Here is a 17,226-nt window from a genome sequence, read left to right on the forward strand (position 1 = left end):
ACTATTTTCCTAGATTTGTAAGAGGTAAATAAGAGAACATACCTTTTAGATCGTCTGTTATAACAAATTTATCTACCTTGCTAAAAATATTTTCCATAGTTTCAAGATAAATACGATTCTTAACAAGAGAAGGATTTTGTCTATATTCTTCATGAAGAGATAAAAAGCGATTTGCATTACCTTTCGCTTCATTTATTATTTCGTTCTCATATGCTTCTGCATCTAACTTTATCTTTATTGCCTCACCTTTTGCACGAGGTATAATATCATTACTGTAAGCATATGCTTCGTTTATAGTACGCTCCTTATCTGCACGAGCACTTTGTACATCCCTAAATGAGCTAATCACTTTTTCTGGTGGGTCAATTTTTTTCATTTGAACAGATAAAATTTCTATACCCATTTGATATCCATCAAGAATCTGTTGCAATAAAATTTTAGTATCTCTGGAGATTTCAGCCCTACCTTGACCTTCGAGTGCAAAAGAGATCGTATTTTTACCTATTATTTCTCTCATAGCACTTTCAGCAGCATTTTTAACGCTGAAACCAGGTTTATAATCCCGCACTTTGAATAAATAATCTTTGGCATCTCTAACTCTCCATTGGACCTCAAAGTTAACGTTGACTATGTTCTCATCTCCGGTGAGCATCACTCCTTCACCACGATCTGTATCTCGCCCATAAGAGCTGCTTATGCCAATTTCTTCACGATTTACTTCTTTAACATTCACTTTAAAAACCTTACCAACAGGGTAGGGAAAGTGATAACGCAAACCAGATGTTTCTGTATTGGAATATTTGCCAAAAGTAAGTTCTATACCTTCCTCACTCGGATGGACAATATAGAAACCAGTACAAAAATAAAACAACAAAACAATGAAAATGATGAAATAAGGTTTTTTCCCTCTATTTCTGGTTAAACCATTAAAAAAGCATCTTACATCAGACACAGCTTTACTTAAAATATCTTCATTACTTGGACCTGACGGTTTCTTTCCAAGATTCCAAGGATTACGCTCATCCATAAAAATTATTAATTGTATAACTAATACGCTGATATTACTTAATCTTATCGAAAAATGCAAAACTATTTTGTTTGCAAATTGAAACGAAGAATATTATCATACACTTTCTTTTCTCTATATAGTACGGTTGATTCTATAGAATTTTCTGGCTTTTTTTAAACTCTTTATTGTCGTTTTTGATAAGTATTTTTAGTTGTATATTAATTATTAACATAAAAGACAATGCCTGAGATTTAGGAAACTTAATTTTAATCAAGTAGCTGCGTAATAAATCATTGTCAAGTGATGGAATGACATTATCTACTATGCAAATTACATGCAAATTGCAATGTTCAAACAATTGTGTATCTGAGTTTTGAGATGACGAAACTAGGGTTGTATAATCTATACATATTTGTGATAACTTCTCACCTTCGCTCAAATAACTTTTCAATATCGCTTAATTTCATTTCTATATAGGTTGGCCTTCCGTGATTACATTGTCCAGAATAAGGTGTCTTTTCCATTTGCCTCAATAATTCATTCATCTCCTCCAATTTCATCTTTCTGCCTGCTCTTATTGATCCATAACAAGCAATTGTGGCTAGTATTTTATTCACCTTATCCTCTATAGGTAATATATCTTCTATTTCTGTTAGTCTATCCACTATATCAATGAGCATTCTCTTTGTGTCTACTGTTCCTAAGATTGCAGGCACTTCTTTTACTATGATCTTATTTTCTGATTTAATTTCAATCTCAAAACCCATCTCAAAAAGTTTATCTTTATAAGTTTTAATCATCTCCATTCCAGCTTGATTTTTGATTTCAACCATTTCAGGCAAAAGAAGTTTTTGTCTTTTTATACTTGATTTCTCCTTTAAGCACTCGTATACTAGTCTTTCATGGGCTGCATGCTGATCTACTATAATTAGTTTGTCTCTTACCTCGGCAATAATATAAGTATTGTAGATTTGACAGTGTGCAAACCCAAGTGGATAGTCCCTTATTAGATCGGTTTGTTTCTTTTCCAAAATTGTAGTTTCCGCTCGCGGAGGAGATTTTTGCATACCAGTATAATCAAACGATTTTGAATGTTCTGATAAGCTTTTTGTCTCTATATTTGGAGAAGTAAATTCTCTCATTAACTGGTTTTCAAAAGGATCAGACCTTCTTCCATAAAATTCATTTTTAAGACTAGACCTACTAAAAGGATCTGATGATAGATGATTCCTTGTTATCTCAGTCTGGCTCACCACAGTTTCTGCAAGATCTATTCTCTTTGATAATACTTTTATTAGCCCTCTTCTCACTATTTCATATATTAGCCTCTTGTTCTGAAACCTTACCTCTGATTTATTTGGATGCACATTTACATCAACTTGATCATACGGTATCTCTAAGTGTAGCGCTGCAAAAGGATATCTATTGCTTGGAATAAGGTCGTGATACGCATAACGAATTGCACCAATAAGTAGATTATCTTTAATTGGTCTACCATTAACAAATGTATAGATCTGAGTTGAATTGCTACGATTGACAGTAGGTTTACAGATGTATCCTGTAAGTCTAATGCCATCTTCTTCTTCACTAATTTGCAAAGAGTTTTCATGAAATTCTTCTTCTATTTCGCATAGCCTGCTAAATAATGAGGTCTGCTTAGCATACTTAAGAAGCTTCTTATTATCGGAGATGAGAGTAAACTCAATTCCATAATTGATCATTGCTAAGTTGTTTACAATATTAACAATGCTTTGTGTTTCTGCCCTTTCGGTTTTGAGAAATTTTAGTCTATTTGGTGTGGCAAAAAATAAATCTCGTACTTCAATATATGTTCCTATCGATAAAGGATAAGGAATAAGCTCTCCTATTTTTTCTCCCCCCTCATACCTTATAGACCATGCTTGATCTGCTTTGCTTGCCTTAGATGATAATTTTATTCTGCTTACTGCTGCAATTGAAGGCAAAGCTTCTCCTCTAAAGCCAAGATGCTTGATCTCTATCAATTCACTGTCACTCAATTTTGAAGTAGCATGGCGCATAAACGCAAGTTCTAAATCATCCTTTTTTACTCCGCTACCATCATCGATCACAGTAATGAGGTTACGCCCACCACTTTCTATTCTAATTTCTATCTCTGAGCTTTTTGCATCTATTGCATTTTCCACTAATTCCTTTACCACACTTTCAGGCCTTTCTATTACCTCTCTTGCTGCTATACGATTTATGGTTTTTGTATCTAAAAGAACTATTGCCATAAGCTTATTGTAATATTGGTTTCTCTTTTACCGCTTCAGTCTGCTTCTCTCTCCATTTTTTTAATCTATCTGCAATTTTACTGTTAGAAATCGATAATATAGATGCAGCAGTGATAGCGGCATTGCATGCTCCACTCTCTCCTATGGACATTGTTGCAACTGGAACACCCTTTGGCATCTGCACTATGGATAAAAGACTATCTAGCCCACTTAGCTGTTTACTGTATACAGGGACGCCGATAACAGGTAAACAAGTAAGCGATGCAACCATACCAGGTAAATGAGCTGCTCCTCCTGCACCAGCTATAATAACCTTAAAGCCTTTTTCTTGAGCAGATTTAGCAAAACTGAAGAGTCTTTCAGGCGTTCTATGCGCGGATATTATAAATACATCATGTGAAATTTCCAATTCTTTTAATAAATTAACAGCATGAACCATAGTGCTATAATCTGACTGGCTTCCCATAATTACAGCAACATCTTTTTTCATTTTTTCTGTATTAGACATGATTTCATTTACTAACCAAATAGTATTTCAGAAGCAACAAATATTTAAATTACGAATATGATATAGCATTCTCACTAGATAGAAACTTTAAAAATTGAAATGAATCTCTATATTAAAATATAGAGGTATAAATTTCGGATATAAGGGTCTATTCATAATCTTTTTAGAAGCAAAGCAGTGGAAGCAAGAAGACGATTTGTAAGCTAGTATTGAATTTTGCTTATCACAATTGTCTACACTTTTCTATAAGAGTATTAGAGACTTACCTTTTGACAATACGGCAAAGATCTCGACAGTTACATCCTTTTATTGTCCCAAATTTGGGAGAAAAACCCTGGACCATCCTTTCAAGAATATAATTTTAAGGTGAAAAATTTGAAAGAATGTGGAATATTATAGAAAAAGTAGTCACTCTGTATATATATCACATAGTGTGGATAACAAAATATCGATATCCAGTATTAGTTGGAGATATTGGGCAGAAAACTAAAGAAGTTGTACAAGAAGTATGTAGAGATAATCAAGTAGAGAGGTAGAGTTGCGTCAACATGTATACGTTTCTATACCCCCATACTTAAGTATTAGTAAGTTAGTGCAGTTAATAAAAGGAAAAAGTTCCAGAAAAATCCAACAAAACTTTCCAGAGCTGAGAAAAAGATACTGGGTTATGGGTAGTAGGCTACTTTGTCAGGATTAGCGGAAACGTAACTGACGAAATGATAAAAAATTATATTGAAAATCACTCTAAAAAAGAAGATAAATTTGGTGACTTTCAAGTCGAATGTTAGCATTCTATGCTCTCTCTCAATCTTTGGATTTCAATCCATAGTGGTTGAATTGTTTCTTTGCAACTACTTTTTTATATATGTTTCAAAACACTTTCTTTACTTTCGCTATGTTTTTTACTTCATTTATTAAAATAATCTTGCCATTTTGAAAACATTGTTGATTCACTGGAGGCCACTTTTAGGACCTGTAACACTATGAAAATATATCCTAAATCTTCTTGATTTTGTTTCTTTCTACAGAACTCTACTCAGTTTTTCTCCTACTCATCTTGCTCTGTTTTCATAATTTACATACTCTATCTCCTGCTTTATTCCTTTCTTTGAGATCATGTACAGTTTCTAAAACGAGTTTGTAAAATGATTATTTCTGTGTTTTAAACTTTGCAATTTCAACTTATTCTCTTTGAATAGTGAATTTTTTACAAAATAATAGTTTGAAATTACTAGTATGTTGATAAAAATTATAGTCAATTTAAAATTTTGAGTATCAGTATGTCATTATAGTTATTGACAAATTATATAGTATTAATATATTGGTATATTAAATATTATATTATAATATTTAATAAAGCTAGTTGGTATGTGAGAGTAAAAGTTATGGAAACAATATCATTAAACAATCTGGATAGTGAAGCAATAAAAAAAAATTTGCTGGGTATAATAAGTAAAATTATAGGAAAAAATACTTGGACTCAAGCTTGTGCGGCTGAGAAACTTGGTATTGATCAACCAAAGGTGTCACAAATTAAAAGTGGTAAGATAAGTGGTTTTTCTTTAGAGAGACTGTTAGGTTTTTTGAAAAAGCTTGATCATGAAATAACAATTACAATAACAGAAAATCAGTCAGTAAAAGCTAAAGAAGAAAAAGTAGAATGTAGAATTGGACCTCAATAGATCCGAAGTTGACATCTTATTTCTTGTGATATAGTATAAAGTTTATCAAGGTAGTATTTTATGGTTGAATCTATTGTAGAAAAGTGTGTAGAACAGGTACACAACCGTTTTAAATTGGTTCTGCTAGCAAGTCAAAGAACGCATGATTTGAGTACAGGGGCAAGCTATCCCGTTGAAATGGTTAAGTTTAAAGATCATAAGGATACGATAGTTTCTTTATATGAAATAGCAGAAAAGAAGGTGAATACTCATGAGTTATTTAACCTTTTGGTGAAAAGGTGCAAGGAGCACATGAAAGGAAACACAGATAATGCTTATATTAATAGTCCAAGTAAGCTAGCAAATTTGTTAAATTTTTCTGATCATCAACTTAACACAAGTCTGTATGTAAGTCAAGAAAGCTACGATGATGAAATAGATGATCAGGATAGTGGTGAAGAAGTACCAATTTAGAAATCTGCAGAGGTTATAATAGCTTATAAATGATTACTATTGCTATCTATGCGCTTTTATTCTGTATGAGTGTAATGTTATGTTGTATAGTGTTTAGGTCAAGTGATGTATACAATAAGGTTTTAGCATTCAATAATTTATCAACACAGGTAGTTTTACTCATAGCAGCAATATCAATTATTCTGAATGATTTTTTTTTAATTGATATAGCATTACTATATGCTAGCATCAGCTTTATATCAACTATAGCGCTAATGAGATTAATGTTGTTTTGATAATTTATGGTAGCATCCATTCTCATATTTTTAGGTATTTGTTTAATAGTCATTTCAAGCCTAGGAGTAGTAGTATTTCCTGATTTCTATACTAGACTACATGCTGCAGGTATTGCAGATTCTAGTGGCGCAATGTTGTTGTTGATTGGTTTTGCTTGGCAAAATGAATTTTCAATCAATACTATTAAAGTTATATTATTGATTTTTATAATATGGATAGCCAATTCAACTAACAGTTATATTTTAGCGCGTACTTATTGTAAAAGTAAAGACTATTAAAGAAGGTTAAGATGCTAGAAATATTGAATCTAATATTACTTTTGCTGTTACTCACGGTTACAGTTTTTATAGTTCTTTCGAAACATTTGGTTGTAAGTGCTGTTCTAATGTGTGTATTTAGTTCACTTATTGCACTTATGTACTTGATTATGAATGCGCCAGATGTTGCAATTACTGAAGCTTCTGTTGGTGCAGGATTGAGCACAGTCTTTACGTTTGCAGCACTCTCTTTGGTAAAGAATTACAAAGCAAATTTATCTCATAGCCCCACAACAATTTTTTTTATGTTATTTTTGACTGCATGTTTATCATACTTTATTATTCAATTACCAGATTTTGGCAGTCATAATGCTCCAATTCACTTGCACGTTGCTCCTTATTATTTAGAAAATACTGAAAAAGCTATTGGTATCCCTAATATAGTGACAGCTGTTTTAGCAAGCTTTCGTGGCTATGACACATTTGGAGAAACTATAGTAGTTTTTACTGCTGCACTTTGTATAATGTTAATATTAGAAGAGAAAGAAAGTGATTAAAGATCCGGTATTAAGTGCAGTAACATTTTTGATGATACCTTTTATCATTTTGTTTGGTTTATACATACAGTTTCATGGTGACTATACTCCAGGTGGAGGTTTTCAGGCGGGAATAATTATTGCTTCTGGGATAATATTATATTCTATGTTATTTGATATACCTACAACTTTAAAAGCGATACCTTACTCTATTATCAAATTTACTAACGTACTAGGTATTTTAACCTATGGAGGAGCTGGTATTATAACAGTTTTATTTGGCCAAAATTTTTTATCCTATAGTATATTGTCAGCTGATAGTAGAACAGGTCAGAAATTGGGTATTTTCTTAGTGGAGCTGGGTGTATTGCTTACCGTCTCTTCTTCCATGTTGATCATATATATAAATTTTGCTCGCAAGAAAAAACAATGACTCTATATAATTATGTAGGCATTGCTATATTAATGGTGCTAGGTTTCTATATCATTGTAAATGATAAAAACTTAATCAAAAAAATGATGGGATTAAGTGTCTTACAAGCATCTGTTTTGTTGTTTTACATATCTTTGGGGTATGTAAAAAGTTCTTTACCTCCTATATTGACTTCAAATTTTCACTTATATACCAATCCTATACCTCACGTCTTAATGCTTACTGCTATAGTGGTTGGAATTGCAACATTTTCAGTTGGATTGTCTATAATAGTAAGAATGGAGAGATTAGTTGATTAAGAAGAGTGTGAATAAATTGAAAGTATCTTAAACTATATGAAGTAGCAAGTAACTATAAATTAAGAATAAAACTATAAGCTTGCTAATTGTAAGTTTATTTGATAAATAAGAAATAAAATTATAAACTGTAAAGGTAATGATGTCAACTATTAATAGTACGGAAGATAGGAAAAAGATCATCAAAGATCTTGTAACCAAAAGTATAAGAAAGGGCGGTTTTATCACTTTTGATGATATAAATGATAAGTTGTCAGATGAAAGTTTTCCACCTGATTTTATAGATGATACTATAGCTTTATTGCAAGACTCTGGAATTAACATACTCGAAAGTAGTGAAGATGAGGAAGAAGCTCCTTCTAATGATGATGGTAATAAGCTTGATGATGAGACATCGTTGAATACTACTACAACTTTAGTGCAAAATGATGATCCAGTAAGGATTTATTTACAAGATATGAGCTCTGTAAAGCTTTTGTCACGAGCAGATGAAATTAAGATAGCAAAAAAAATTGAATCTGAAAAGCATAACATGTTACGTGCAATAATTGAAACATCAGTGGCATTCAACATGATCAAAACATGGCGTGATGATTTAAGTGGTGGAACTTTTTTACTGAGAGAAATTATAAATCTGGATGCAATTTATAACTCTGATTTCAATATGGTAGACAAAGAAGAAAGTGAAGCTGAACATGTTAGAGATTGTGTTAATGATGAGGAAAAAGGTAATGATGAAAAGGGAAATGAGAGTGAAGACATAAGTTCAGCTAACTTAAATATTTCTGTTCTTGAAATGGAAAGTGATTTATTGCCAAAGGTTATCACGGCATTGGATGAGATCATTGCTTTAACAAATGAAGCGTTGGTATTGAAAAAAAATTCTAAAGATTTCTCTAATGAGCTAGAAAATTTATATAATCAAATATGGTCTGTAGCATTACAAATTCAGTTTAGTGATGTTGCTATTACCAGAATTACACAAAAACTTTACGAAATAAATAGACTAATCACGTTTGAAGAAGCTAATCTTATTACTGAAGCTAGAAAGTACGATATTGATAGAGAAAGTTTTTATAATGTTTATGATGATGTGCTTTTAGAGCACGAGTTTAGTGAAATAAGTTTTCTCAAGATTAATGAAAATCAATCTCTTTTTACAGGTGAATTAAAAAATAAATTCTTAAGGTTTATAAGCGATAGCTATGAGTATATAGCTAGTGCCTTAAGCAATATTAAGAGTTATGTACAAGGAGATAAAGTTCAGGAGTTTAAGAAGCTAATCAAGAGAATACAGAAACATGAACAAGAAGTCTCTCAAGCAAAGCAAGAAATGATTAAGGCTAATTTAAGGCTGGTGGTTTCGATTGCTAAAAAGTATTCAAAAAGAGGTCTTGATCTGCTTGATTTGATACAAGAAGGTAATATTGGTCTTATGAAGGCTGTGGATAAGTTTGATTACAAACGTGGGTATAAATTTTCGACTTATGGTACTTGGTGGGTAAAACAATCAATCACTAGGGCAATACCTGAACAGTCTAAAGTAGTTAGAATACCAGTACATATGGTGGAAATTATCAGTAAAATCAACAAAGCATTAAGAAAGATGACTCATGGAATGGGTAGAGAGCCTACATTAGAGGAATTGAGTATAGAATTGGCGATGCCGCTAGAAAGAATACGCAAAGTTATGAAGATAGCAAGAGATCCGGTAAGTCTTGAAGCTCCAACAGGAAAGGATGATAGTAGTACCTTCGGTGATTGTATAGAAGATAAGCGAGTTTCTAAACCAGAGGATGCTGCAATACTTGCCGACTTGCGTGGCATTACGACCAATGTTCTTGCAACTTTAACACCAAAAGAAGAAAGAATTCTAAGGATGCGCTTTGGCCTTGGTAAAGATGGAAAGGAGCATACCTTAGAAGAAGTAGGAAAAATTTTTAATGTTACACGTGAAAGAATTAGGCAAATAGAGGCAAAAGCACTACGTAAGTTGAAACATCCAAGCCGTGCTAAAAAACTTAGAGGTTTCTTTTAAGGTAGAAGAGCTGCTCAAAAAATAGGTAAAATTCAGCCAAAGTTCTATAATTTTACCCTATTTTTCTTTTTTTATAGGCTTCATAGAGCAGTATGATTAGATATTGAATGTTATGGCAAATAAAAATAATAACTCTGATTCAAAGTGTAAAAATTTTTGTGTTCTGGGTGATAGTTTATCTGATGATGGTGTAATTATTGAAATTTTAATAACTTCTCCTTTGTAAGAAACGTGAAACTTAATGCCCCTTTATTATTAAGGAGGATTTTTAGCAATGGCCTTACTGTTGTTGAATATGTAGCAAAATATTTAGGTTGAGAAGAATTTAATTCATCATGGAGATGCTCATTTTTTGATCGATACTATGAACAGCAAAATCATAACTATGCGATTTTATATGCAACAGCATCTGAAATTCTTAGCCCTATTTTTTCTTGTTTCCTCAATAAATTTCGTTTAGTTAATCAGTTAAACGCAGTAATTAAACATCATCCAGACGTAGGTAAAGGAGATTTTATTTTTCATTATAATCGAGGAAATAATATTATGGGTGCCACTGCTTATAACAATGTTAAAGCAGAAAAAGTATTGAAATAAAGCGGTTAGTGAAATGTGTAATGAATTTGGTTCTAAATGAATATGGTGTAAAGCATGTGATTGTTGCAAATGTGACTGAGGTTGGTTTGATACTAGCTTTAATAAAGACGAAAAGCAAGAGAGCTGGCTGCAAAGCTTACACAGAGTTTCAATACAAAATTAGCTAATGATTTAGATTATATGAAGAAAGGTGCAGATCTTGAAATAAAAGCATTCGATCTTAACTCTCAAATGAAAAGTATGCTTTGTAAATATAAGAGCAAAGGGTTAAATGATCGAGATGCATACTTATCAAACATCGTAGACCAGTTTGGGGGAGGGTGATTTGGAAAAAGTATAAAGATACTCTTGTTGATATTTAAAGGAAGGCTTGATACTTACTATAATTCTGGATGCAGCGCAGAAATACTAAAGGATTATTTCTTTTTTGATTATTTTTATCCAACGGCAGAACCTTATTGTGAAGTTGGTAATGAAATGTATGAGTTGATAAAAAATTAGATTTTTTTTAAACATCTTTACGGTTTGTAGTAACTATCTGCGTAGCTGAATGGTAAAGGGAGGGGAGTAAACAAAGTAATCTAAAATATAGAGAAAATACAACGGTGCTTGATACATAGCTATTGCGATTTTATCCTCTTTTTGTCATTTTAGTGCTAAAATGACATTCTGCTAGTGAAGTTTATTCTTTGATATATTAACTATAAATATAGAGAAATCTTACTAAATAAAAAGGTAAAAGGAACCTCTGAGTAGTGAATTTTGACTCTATATTACTGTAAGTGGTGCTGTAATAATGTTCTAACAAGCGCGACTTGGCTGAGTATAGAAAAAATTTAAAAACCGCTATAATTTTACGTAATCTACCAATAAACACCTAAGTTTTTACTGGATTCTGTGATTGATCCTACAGTCAAAAACAAATTTTGAGTCATAAATACTTTTAGTGCCATAATAAAATAGGTAGGTTTGTCAAGTAAAGTTCTTTATTTAATCAGATGCGCTGCCAAATTGTTATGCAAGCAAGTTTTTTAGTTTTCGTATATCCGAAGTAATTCTTGTGCATTGGCCTTGATTAGAGTCGGACATTCTCTATCATTTAATAATGAATACAATATTTCAATTGCACCTTTAATGTCGTTACTGTGTATCTTTACTACAGCGATAGCTTCTTGGCTTGAATAAGGATACACTGCACTTGATTCTAAATTATCAATTTTATCTTTATTTATTTTTTCACCGTTGGAGTGAAGTAAGCTCATTACCTCTAAGTATTGTGCTAACTCACGCAAGACATTAGGAGCATCTTTATCATCTGCCAAATCATTATAAATAATAGATGCTGTGTCTGTTGGCATTGAATCTGAGATATGATTGAATGCGTGTTCAAAATTTGCTAAATATCCCCAATTTGAATCTATTTCTTCTAACAGCGGCTTACTATCCTTTTTTAAGAATAATACTCTGTAAAATTTGTCACCTGCAGTTATAGATTGTTTTGTGTTATCAATGTTGCGCAATAAGTATAATGTGATGCCAACTAACGTTGGTGCGAGTGCAAGCAGAAAGATGTATTTTTTCATGGTAATATTCCAAATAGTTATATATTTATACATTAATGCTTTTGATTTGCAAAAACATATTGACATAGTGATTATATCATATGATAATACTCTTAAAGTTGTTTGAATAGTTGGAGATTAGAATATTTCTAAAGTAGAAATAAAGACAGCAGTATTAAGCTAAATTATTTTTGTCGGATTTATCCGATGTACCCTCAATCTTTTATAGGTTGAGGTCTAAATTTGAGAGTTTGATCCTGGCTCAGAATGAACGCTGGCGGCAAGCCTAACACATGCAAGTCGAACGGGGTTATATTGTAGCTTGCTATGGTATAACTTAGTGGCAGACGGGTGAGTAATGTATAGGAATCTACCTAGTAGTACGGAATAATTGTTGGAAACGGCAACTAATACCGTATACGCCCTACGGGGGAAAAATTTATTGCTATTAGATGAGCCTATATTAGATTAGCTAGTTGGTGGAGTAATAGCCTACCAAGGCAATGATCTATAGCTGATCTGAGAGGATGATCAGCCACACTGGAACTGAGATACGGTCCAGACTCCTACGGGAGGCAGCAGTGGGGAATATTGGACAATGGGCGAAAGCCTGATCCAGCTATGCCGCATGAGTGAAGAAGGCCTTTGGGTTGTAAAGCTCTTTTAGTGAGGAAGATAATGACGGTACTCACAGAAGAAGTCCTGGCTAACTCCGTGCCAGCAGCCGCGGTAATACGGAGAGGGCTAGCGTTATTCGGAATTATTGGGCGTAAAGGGCGCGTAGGCTGATTAATAAGTTAAAAGTGAAATCCCGAGGCTTAACCTTGGAATTGCTTTTAAAACTATTAATCTAGAGATTGAAAGAGGATAGAAGAATTCCTGATGTAGAGGTAAAATTCGTAAATATTAGGAGGAACACCAGTGGCGAAGGCGTCTATCTGGTTCAAATCTGACGCTGAGGCGCGAAGGCGTGGGGAGCAAACAGGATTAGATACCCTGGTAGTCCACGCTATAAACGATGAATGTTAAATATGGGAAGTTTACTTTCTGTATTACAGCTAACGCGTTAAACATTCCGCCTGGGGACTACGGTCGCAAGATTAAAACTCAAAGGAATTGACGGGGACCCGCACAAGCGGTGGAGCATGTGGTTTAATTCGATGCAACGCGAAAAACCTTACCACTTCTTGACATGGAAATCATACCTATTCGAAGGGATAGGGTCGGTTTAGCCGGATTTTACACAAGTGTTGCATGGCTGTCGTCAGCTCGTGTCGTGAGATGTTGGGTTAAGTCCCGCAACGAGCGCAACCCTCATCCTTAGTTGCCATCAGGTAATGCTGGGTACTTTAAGGAAACTGCCAGTGATAAGCTGGAGGAAGGTGGGGATGATGTCAAGTCATCATGGCCTTTATGGAGTGGGCTACACACGTGCTACAATGGTGTCTACAATGGGTTGCAAGGTGCGCAAGCCTAAGCTAATCCCTAAAAGACATCTCAGTTCGGATTGTACTCTGCAACTCGAGTACATGAAGTTGGAATCGCTAGTAATCGTGGATCAGCATGCCACGGTGAATACGTTCTCGGGTCTTGTACACACTGCCCGTCACGCCATGGGAATTGGTTTCACTCGAAGTTAATGGCCTAACCGCAAGGAAGGAGTTATTTAAAGTGGGATCAGTGACTGGGGTGAAGTCGTAACAAGGTAGCAGTAGGGGAATCTGCAGCTGGATTACCTCCTTAGGCTTTGTACGTAATTCACCATTTTAAATAATAGTGTCATTATGTACTATACTGCTGTCTTTACTTCTACTTTATTTTTTAATTTCTTGATAACGAAATTTTATGAGTAATAGGCCTCTTTCCCCATATTTACAAATATATAAAGTACAAGTTACTAGTTTTTTTTCTACTATGCATAGATTGACTGGTATCTTGCTATTTCTTTTATTAATCATACTTTCTTGGTATTTTATATTATATGTTTACTCCCCTAAGTTAATTATAGTAAGGTGCTTAAATGCATTATTGTTCACTCCTGTTGCTAAATTAGCTTATATCTTATGCTTTGTAAGCTTTATGTATCATTTTCTTAATGGTATTCGTCATTTATTGTGGGATGCTGGGCTTAATTTAGAAATTGCTAGTGTTTTAAAAAGTGCTATGTTACTAACAATAATGCTATTTCTTTCTACTATGGCTTTTTTATTTATATTTATATGAGTCAATCTGTAAATTCAGTACATCATTGGTGGATCCAGCGTGTTTCTGCGGTAATTTTGTTATTTTTATTTCCTTGGTTTATTTACTCATTTTCTTGCACATTTTATGTTGATAGCCCTTTATCTTTTAATGAAAGATTATTTCAGGCTATTAATCATCCACTAGAGCTTTTGTTTTTTATTATACTGGTGTTTTGCATTTTTTGGCATGCAGTTCTTGGAATGCAGGTAGTGTGTGAAGATTATATAGACAGCGTACCTCTGAGGATTTTTACAATTACATGCATAAAATACTTATCAAGTATTACTTATATAGTCCTTGCTTTTACGGCTTTTTTCTTTTATAGGCATGTTTTCTTGTAAAATTGCTAGTTTTGTGTTAATATATTATTAGTTTACTAATTTTATTATTGAACTATAGCGATTTTGGTTCTCCAATATGTTCGGAGTGTTAAAAAAAGCAGTAACAGATTTTACACTTAAAGCAAAAGGTTTATTTGCTTCATCTGAATCTCAAATTTATGTCAAGGATCTTAGAAAGGTAATGACATATACAGATGGAAGAAAATGCAAATATCCAAAGAATTACGATAAGATTGTAAAATCTGGGAAAGTTGTAGAAGTAGATAGTAATGGTAAGACATATAAACTTTTGTATGGCAAGAAAATTTTTGAATTAGCTCTTGTCAAGGAAACGGATGATAGGTCCTATTTTACCATTGACTTTTTAGTTAATCGGGAAAAAAACAAGGATGTTAAGCATTATGATGGCTACTATAAACCATTTGAGTTTTCAAAAATCGATCTTGAAAAACATATTCCAATTTTTGAAGCTAAAAGAACTAATGATCCTAATGGTCGGTTTGAATTAACTCACTCTTCTGTGCTAATGAAAAAGGTAAAAAATGGAGAGGGTAAAGTTCAGGGGGTTGTTGATGAAAAGGGAAGAAATGGAGAATTACTATACACTAGTAATGATAAAAAATTAAGCACTAATTTTTCAGAAATTAGAGATCAAAATGGTAGTCTAGAGCTAGATAAAAGTCTTATATCTGTTCCTATTGTTTTTGCTGCGGGTTTAGCTAAGATTTGCGCTAAACTGCTAACCTTTATTCCTATGAAATTAGGGGAGAATTTGATAGGCAGACAAAATCCAATTGCAAAATCTTTTGGTTATCTTTTTTTCACTCCTGCAGTGGCAGTAAAAAATTTAGTGAATATGGGAGTTACCATACTTAAGGCTCCAATTTTATTGTTTGTAGCAAATGAGAAAAAGTATGGTGATGCTTATCTTACTATGTGGAAACACCAATTGAAAGAATGTTGGAAAGAAGTAAAAAGCGACTTTAATGTTGTTACAAATGGGGAAAGGCCAAAGCCGAAGCAGAAGGATCATAAGCCACTTAGCATAGCGGGTACATGGAAAGAGCTTAACGCTAAAAAATCAGATATTGAAAAAAACTTAGAGAAGGGGTTGAGCAAAAATAGTGAAAGTATAGATAAATCTAGAGAACTAGGTGTTGGAGAAAGCTTAAAGGAAAAGTTGCAAAACAAAGTTAATGAAGAAATAGCTGGGTTTAGAAATAAAAAGAGCGGCAATATTTATGTTGAGAAATTACAAAATGAGAGGAATTCACAGAAAGGGCAAGGCGCTACACACCCTCATTAGCCATTACTTTAAATTGATACTCACCCTCTATTTAATCATTTTACAACAAAAACTTGCAGTATAAGATATTAATCAAATAATTAATATCTTAACTATATGCGCCCTGTAATACTATGTGGTGGTAGTGGCAGCAGACTTTGGCCTCTATCTAAGCCAAAGCAATTTCAGAAAATATTTAGTCAGAATACTATGTTTCACAACACTTTGTTGAGGCTAAAAGGCGATTATATGCCACCCATCATTACCACAAATATACAATATGAGTCATTATTGATGCAGGAATTACATTCATTACAAGAATGTAAAGTAGTTTTTGAACCAGTTAAAATTGGGACAGCGGCAGCAACACTAATTGCTGTGCTTCTCTGCGATAGGAACGAGACAATCTTAGTTCTGCCTTCAGACCATTTTATAGGTGATTTGAATAGTTTTTATGTTTCTATTGAGAAAGCGTCTAAGCTAGCCTCTGAAACTGACTCTATAGTCACTTTTGGGGTAAAGCCTCATGAATTCAATTCTGAATACGGCTATATAAATGCAGTATATGGTCAGAAAGAAAAATGTCATATAGTAAAAGATTTTACAGAAAAACCCGAGCGTAAGGTAAGTAACGATCATTATTGGAACTCTGGAATATTTGTGTTTAGAGCAAAACGCTATATAGATGAGATAAAAAAAATTGCTCCGATTCTCTATAATTTATGTTGTGAAAGTATGAAGCATTTTGTATCACGAGAGAGATTTCTGTATTTAGAACAGCAAAATTGTGCAGGAATGGGTGATACATCTATTGATCACCTAGTGATAGAAAAAGCAGAAAATATTGTAATGATAGAAGCCAATTTCGATTGGATGGATGTTGGCACTTGGGGTTCAGTTTTAGAGTTAAGTAAGAGGTTTAATAAGAATTTTGAGTCGTTTCAAGCTGTAACCAAAGGAAGAGAGCCAGTTTTGATGACAGAAAATGATGCAAAAAATTTACTAGGTAGAGTTTATAAACGGCCAAGTAAGAGCCTAATGTTGTTCATTAATAAAGTTAAGGAAGTAAAGCCAATAAGGAAAGAGATTAAGCCATGGGGATTTTATAGTGTAGTTTTAATGGGCAAGGATTTTCTTATAAAATACCTTTTTATAAATCCACTGAGCCGCACTTCTAAGCAATTTCACCACTATAGAGATGAGTACCATATAATACTATCAGGGGTTGGATATGTTAGTTTAGATGACAAAACATATGCTATAACAAAAAATCATGTAGTAGAGATTCCAAGGAAGGTGTTTCATAAAATTGAGAATAAAAGTACAAGATTTCCTCTTGAGATAGTTGAGTTTCAGGTAGGAAAGTTTTTATCTGATAATGATATAGTAAGATTGGACGATATATATGGAAGGTCTTAATATAGAATATTGAATATATTCTATAAGCTTGCTAA

General features: G+C 33.2%; 18 protein-coding genes, 1 rRNA gene and 2 pseudogenes. 16 read left to right on the forward strand and 5 right to left on the reverse strand.

Annotated elements, in window-relative coordinates; genetic code table 11:
- Position 1 precedes the first annotated feature (1 nt).
- The 4 genes and pseudogenes from hflK to purE all read right to left on the reverse strand — a co-directional run bounded on the left by hflK (position 2) and on the right by purE (position 3,772).
- Positions 2 to 1,027: an FtsH protease activity modulator HflK gene (hflK, locus tag BBB02_RS03330; protein WP_127463972.1), complete on the reverse strand. Its 1,026-nt coding sequence runs from the start codon at positions 1,025 to 1,027 to the stop codon at positions 2 to 4.
- A 133-nt stretch (positions 1,028 to 1,160) separates the two neighbouring features.
- Positions 1,161 to 1,460 carry a hypothetical protein gene (locus tag BBB02_RS03335; RefSeq protein ID WP_127463973.1) on the reverse strand — a complete coding sequence of 100 codons (300 nt, stop codon included), beginning with the start codon at positions 1,458 to 1,460 and terminating at the stop codon, positions 1,161 to 1,163.
- Positions 1,461 to 1,497: 37 nt separating this feature from the next.
- Positions 1,498 to 3,264 (reverse strand): annotated as a pseudogene (gene mutL / locus BBB02_RS03340) (DNA mismatch repair endonuclease MutL); the annotation flags it as partial.
- Between the two features lie 4 nt (positions 3,265 to 3,268).
- Complete coding sequence (gene purE, locus BBB02_RS03345; protein ID WP_127463975.1) at positions 3,269 to 3,772, reverse strand: 5-(carboxyamino)imidazole ribonucleotide mutase; 504 nt, start codon at positions 3,770 to 3,772, stop codon at positions 3,269 to 3,271.
- A 385-nt stretch (positions 3,773 to 4,157) separates the two neighbouring features.
- Here purE and tnpA point away from each other — a divergent pair.
- From tnpA to BBB02_RS03405, 11 genes and pseudogenes are all read left to right on the forward strand, one after another.
- Positions 4,158 to 4,560: pseudogene (tnpA, locus tag BBB02_RS03350) on the forward strand (IS200/IS605 family transposase).
- Positions 4,561 to 5,157: 597 nt separating this feature from the next.
- Entirely contained in the window at positions 5,158 to 5,454 is a 297-nt protein-coding gene (locus BBB02_RS03355) for a helix-turn-helix domain-containing protein (RefSeq protein ID WP_127463976.1), read from the forward strand.
- Between the two features lie 60 nt (positions 5,455 to 5,514).
- Positions 5,515 to 5,907, forward strand: coding sequence for a DNA-directed RNA polymerase subunit omega (gene rpoZ / locus BBB02_RS03360; protein WP_127463977.1), 393 nt, complete (start codon positions 5,515 to 5,517; stop codon positions 5,905 to 5,907).
- A 29-nt stretch (positions 5,908 to 5,936) separates the two neighbouring features.
- A complete protein-coding gene (locus tag BBB02_RS03365) occupies positions 5,937 to 6,182 on the forward strand; it encodes a monovalent cation/H+ antiporter complex subunit F (protein ID WP_127463978.1) in 246 nt (81 codons plus the stop codon).
- 6 nt (positions 6,183 to 6,188) lie between these two features.
- Positions 6,189 to 6,461 carry a monovalent cation/H(+) antiporter subunit G gene (locus tag BBB02_RS03370; RefSeq protein ID WP_108784389.1) on the forward strand — a complete coding sequence of 91 codons (273 nt, stop codon included), beginning with the start codon at positions 6,189 to 6,191 and terminating at the stop codon, positions 6,459 to 6,461.
- A gap of 11 nt (positions 6,462 to 6,472) precedes the next feature.
- Complete coding sequence (locus BBB02_RS03375; protein ID WP_127463979.1) at positions 6,473 to 6,997, forward strand: DUF4040 domain-containing protein; 525 nt, start codon at positions 6,473 to 6,475, stop codon at positions 6,995 to 6,997.
- Positions 6,990 to 7,409, forward strand: coding sequence for a Na(+)/H(+) antiporter subunit B (locus BBB02_RS03380; RefSeq protein ID WP_010404274.1), 420 nt, complete (start codon positions 6,990 to 6,992; stop codon positions 7,407 to 7,409). Before BBB02_RS03375 ends, BBB02_RS03380 begins: the two co-directional genes overlap by 8 nt.
- Positions 7,406 to 7,708: a cation:proton antiporter subunit C gene (locus BBB02_RS03385; protein ID WP_108784391.1), complete on the forward strand. Its 303-nt coding sequence runs from the start codon at positions 7,406 to 7,408 to the stop codon at positions 7,706 to 7,708. The genes BBB02_RS03380 and BBB02_RS03385 overlap by 4 nt, the downstream gene beginning before the upstream one ends.
- A gap of 139 nt (positions 7,709 to 7,847) precedes the next feature.
- The gene (rpoD, locus tag BBB02_RS03390) at positions 7,848 to 9,743 is read left to right on the forward strand and encodes an RNA polymerase sigma factor RpoD (protein WP_127463980.1); all 1,896 of its coding nucleotides are present in this window, start codon (positions 7,848 to 7,850) and stop codon (positions 9,741 to 9,743) included.
- 777 nt (positions 9,744 to 10,520) lie between these two features.
- Positions 10,521 to 10,664, forward strand: coding sequence for a GDSL family lipase (locus BBB02_RS03400; protein WP_127463982.1), 144 nt, complete (start codon positions 10,521 to 10,523; stop codon positions 10,662 to 10,664).
- Between the two features lie 24 nt (positions 10,665 to 10,688).
- Positions 10,689 to 10,841, forward strand: a complete 153-nt coding sequence (locus tag BBB02_RS03405; protein WP_127463983.1) for a GDSL family lipase — start codon at positions 10,689 to 10,691, stop codon at positions 10,839 to 10,841.
- Positions 10,842 to 11,371: 530 nt separating this feature from the next.
- Here BBB02_RS03405 and BBB02_RS03410 read toward each other — a convergent pair.
- The gene (locus tag BBB02_RS03410) at positions 11,372 to 11,989 is read right to left on the reverse strand and encodes a hypothetical protein (RefSeq protein ID WP_127463984.1); all 618 of its coding nucleotides are present in this window, start codon (positions 11,987 to 11,989) and stop codon (positions 11,372 to 11,374) included.
- Positions 11,990 to 12,141: 152 nt separating this feature from the next.
- On the opposite strand from BBB02_RS03410, the gene BBB02_RS03415 reads away from it, so the two are divergent.
- From BBB02_RS03415 to BBB02_RS03435, 5 genes are all read left to right on the forward strand, one after another.
- Positions 12,142 to 13,645, forward strand: a 16S ribosomal RNA gene (locus tag BBB02_RS03415).
- Between the two features lie 102 nt (positions 13,646 to 13,747).
- On the forward strand, positions 13,748 to 14,125 hold the full coding sequence (gene sdhC, locus BBB02_RS03420; protein WP_127463985.1) for a succinate dehydrogenase, cytochrome b556 subunit: 378 nt from the start codon (positions 13,748 to 13,750) through the stop codon (positions 14,123 to 14,125).
- Positions 14,122 to 14,487 carry a succinate dehydrogenase, hydrophobic membrane anchor protein gene (gene sdhD / locus BBB02_RS03425; RefSeq protein ID WP_127463986.1) on the forward strand — a complete coding sequence of 122 codons (366 nt, stop codon included), beginning with the start codon at positions 14,122 to 14,124 and terminating at the stop codon, positions 14,485 to 14,487. Before sdhC ends, sdhD begins: the two co-directional genes overlap by 4 nt.
- 76 nt (positions 14,488 to 14,563) lie before the next feature.
- Complete coding sequence (locus BBB02_RS03430) at positions 14,564 to 15,793, forward strand: hypothetical protein (protein WP_127463987.1); 1,230 nt, start codon at positions 14,564 to 14,566, stop codon at positions 15,791 to 15,793.
- 96 nt (positions 15,794 to 15,889) lie between these two features.
- Entirely contained in the window at positions 15,890 to 17,191 is a 1,302-nt protein-coding gene (locus BBB02_RS03435; RefSeq protein ID WP_127463988.1) for a sugar phosphate nucleotidyltransferase, read from the forward strand.
- Positions 17,192 to 17,226 lie beyond the last annotated feature (35 nt).

The organism is Wolbachia endosymbiont of Bemisia tabaci (genome assembly GCF_003999585.1).
Lineage (GTDB): Bacteria > Pseudomonadota > Alphaproteobacteria > Rickettsiales > Anaplasmataceae > Wolbachia.

Bases quoted from the DNA above. Each gene is read 5' to 3' on its own strand.
- BBB02_RS03365 (WP_127463978.1), top strand. From the start codon at position 5,937: ATGATTACTATTGCTATCTATGCGCTTTTATTCTGTATGAGTGTAATG.
- sdhC (WP_127463985.1), top strand. From the start codon at position 13,748: ATGAGTAATAGGCCTCTTTCCCCATATTTACAAATATATAAAGTACAA.
- purE (WP_127463975.1), bottom strand. From the start codon at position 3,772: ATGTCTAATACAGAAAAAATGAAAAAAGATGTTGCTGTAATTATGGGA.
- BBB02_RS03410 (WP_127463984.1), bottom strand. From the start codon at position 11,989: ATGTCAATATGTTTTTGCAAATCAAAAGCATTAATGTATAAATATATA.
- hflK (WP_127463972.1), bottom strand. From the start codon at position 1,027: ATGGATGAGCGTAATCCTTGGAATCTTGGAAAGAAACCGTCAGGTCCA.
- BBB02_RS03400 (WP_127463982.1), top strand. From the start codon at position 10,521: ATGAAGAAAGGTGCAGATCTTGAAATAAAAGCATTCGATCTTAACTCT.
- rpoD (WP_127463980.1), top strand. From the start codon at position 7,848: ATGTCAACTATTAATAGTACGGAAGATAGGAAAAAGATCATCAAAGAT.
- BBB02_RS03375 (WP_127463979.1), top strand. From the start codon at position 6,473: ATGCTAGAAATATTGAATCTAATATTACTTTTGCTGTTACTCACGGTT.
- sdhD (WP_127463986.1), top strand. From the start codon at position 14,122: ATGAGTCAATCTGTAAATTCAGTACATCATTGGTGGATCCAGCGTGTT.
- BBB02_RS03435 (WP_127463988.1), top strand. From the start codon at position 15,890: ATGCGCCCTGTAATACTATGTGGTGGTAGTGGCAGCAGACTTTGGCCT.
- BBB02_RS03370 (WP_108784389.1), top strand. From the start codon at position 6,189: ATGGTAGCATCCATTCTCATATTTTTAGGTATTTGTTTAATAGTCATT.
- rpoZ (WP_127463977.1), top strand. From the start codon at position 5,515: ATGGTTGAATCTATTGTAGAAAAGTGTGTAGAACAGGTACACAACCGT.
- BBB02_RS03355 (WP_127463976.1), top strand. From the start codon at position 5,158: ATGGAAACAATATCATTAAACAATCTGGATAGTGAAGCAATAAAAAAA.
- BBB02_RS03430 (WP_127463987.1), top strand. From the start codon at position 14,564: ATGTTCGGAGTGTTAAAAAAAGCAGTAACAGATTTTACACTTAAAGCA.
- BBB02_RS03385 (WP_108784391.1), top strand. From the start codon at position 7,406: ATGACTCTATATAATTATGTAGGCATTGCTATATTAATGGTGCTAGGT.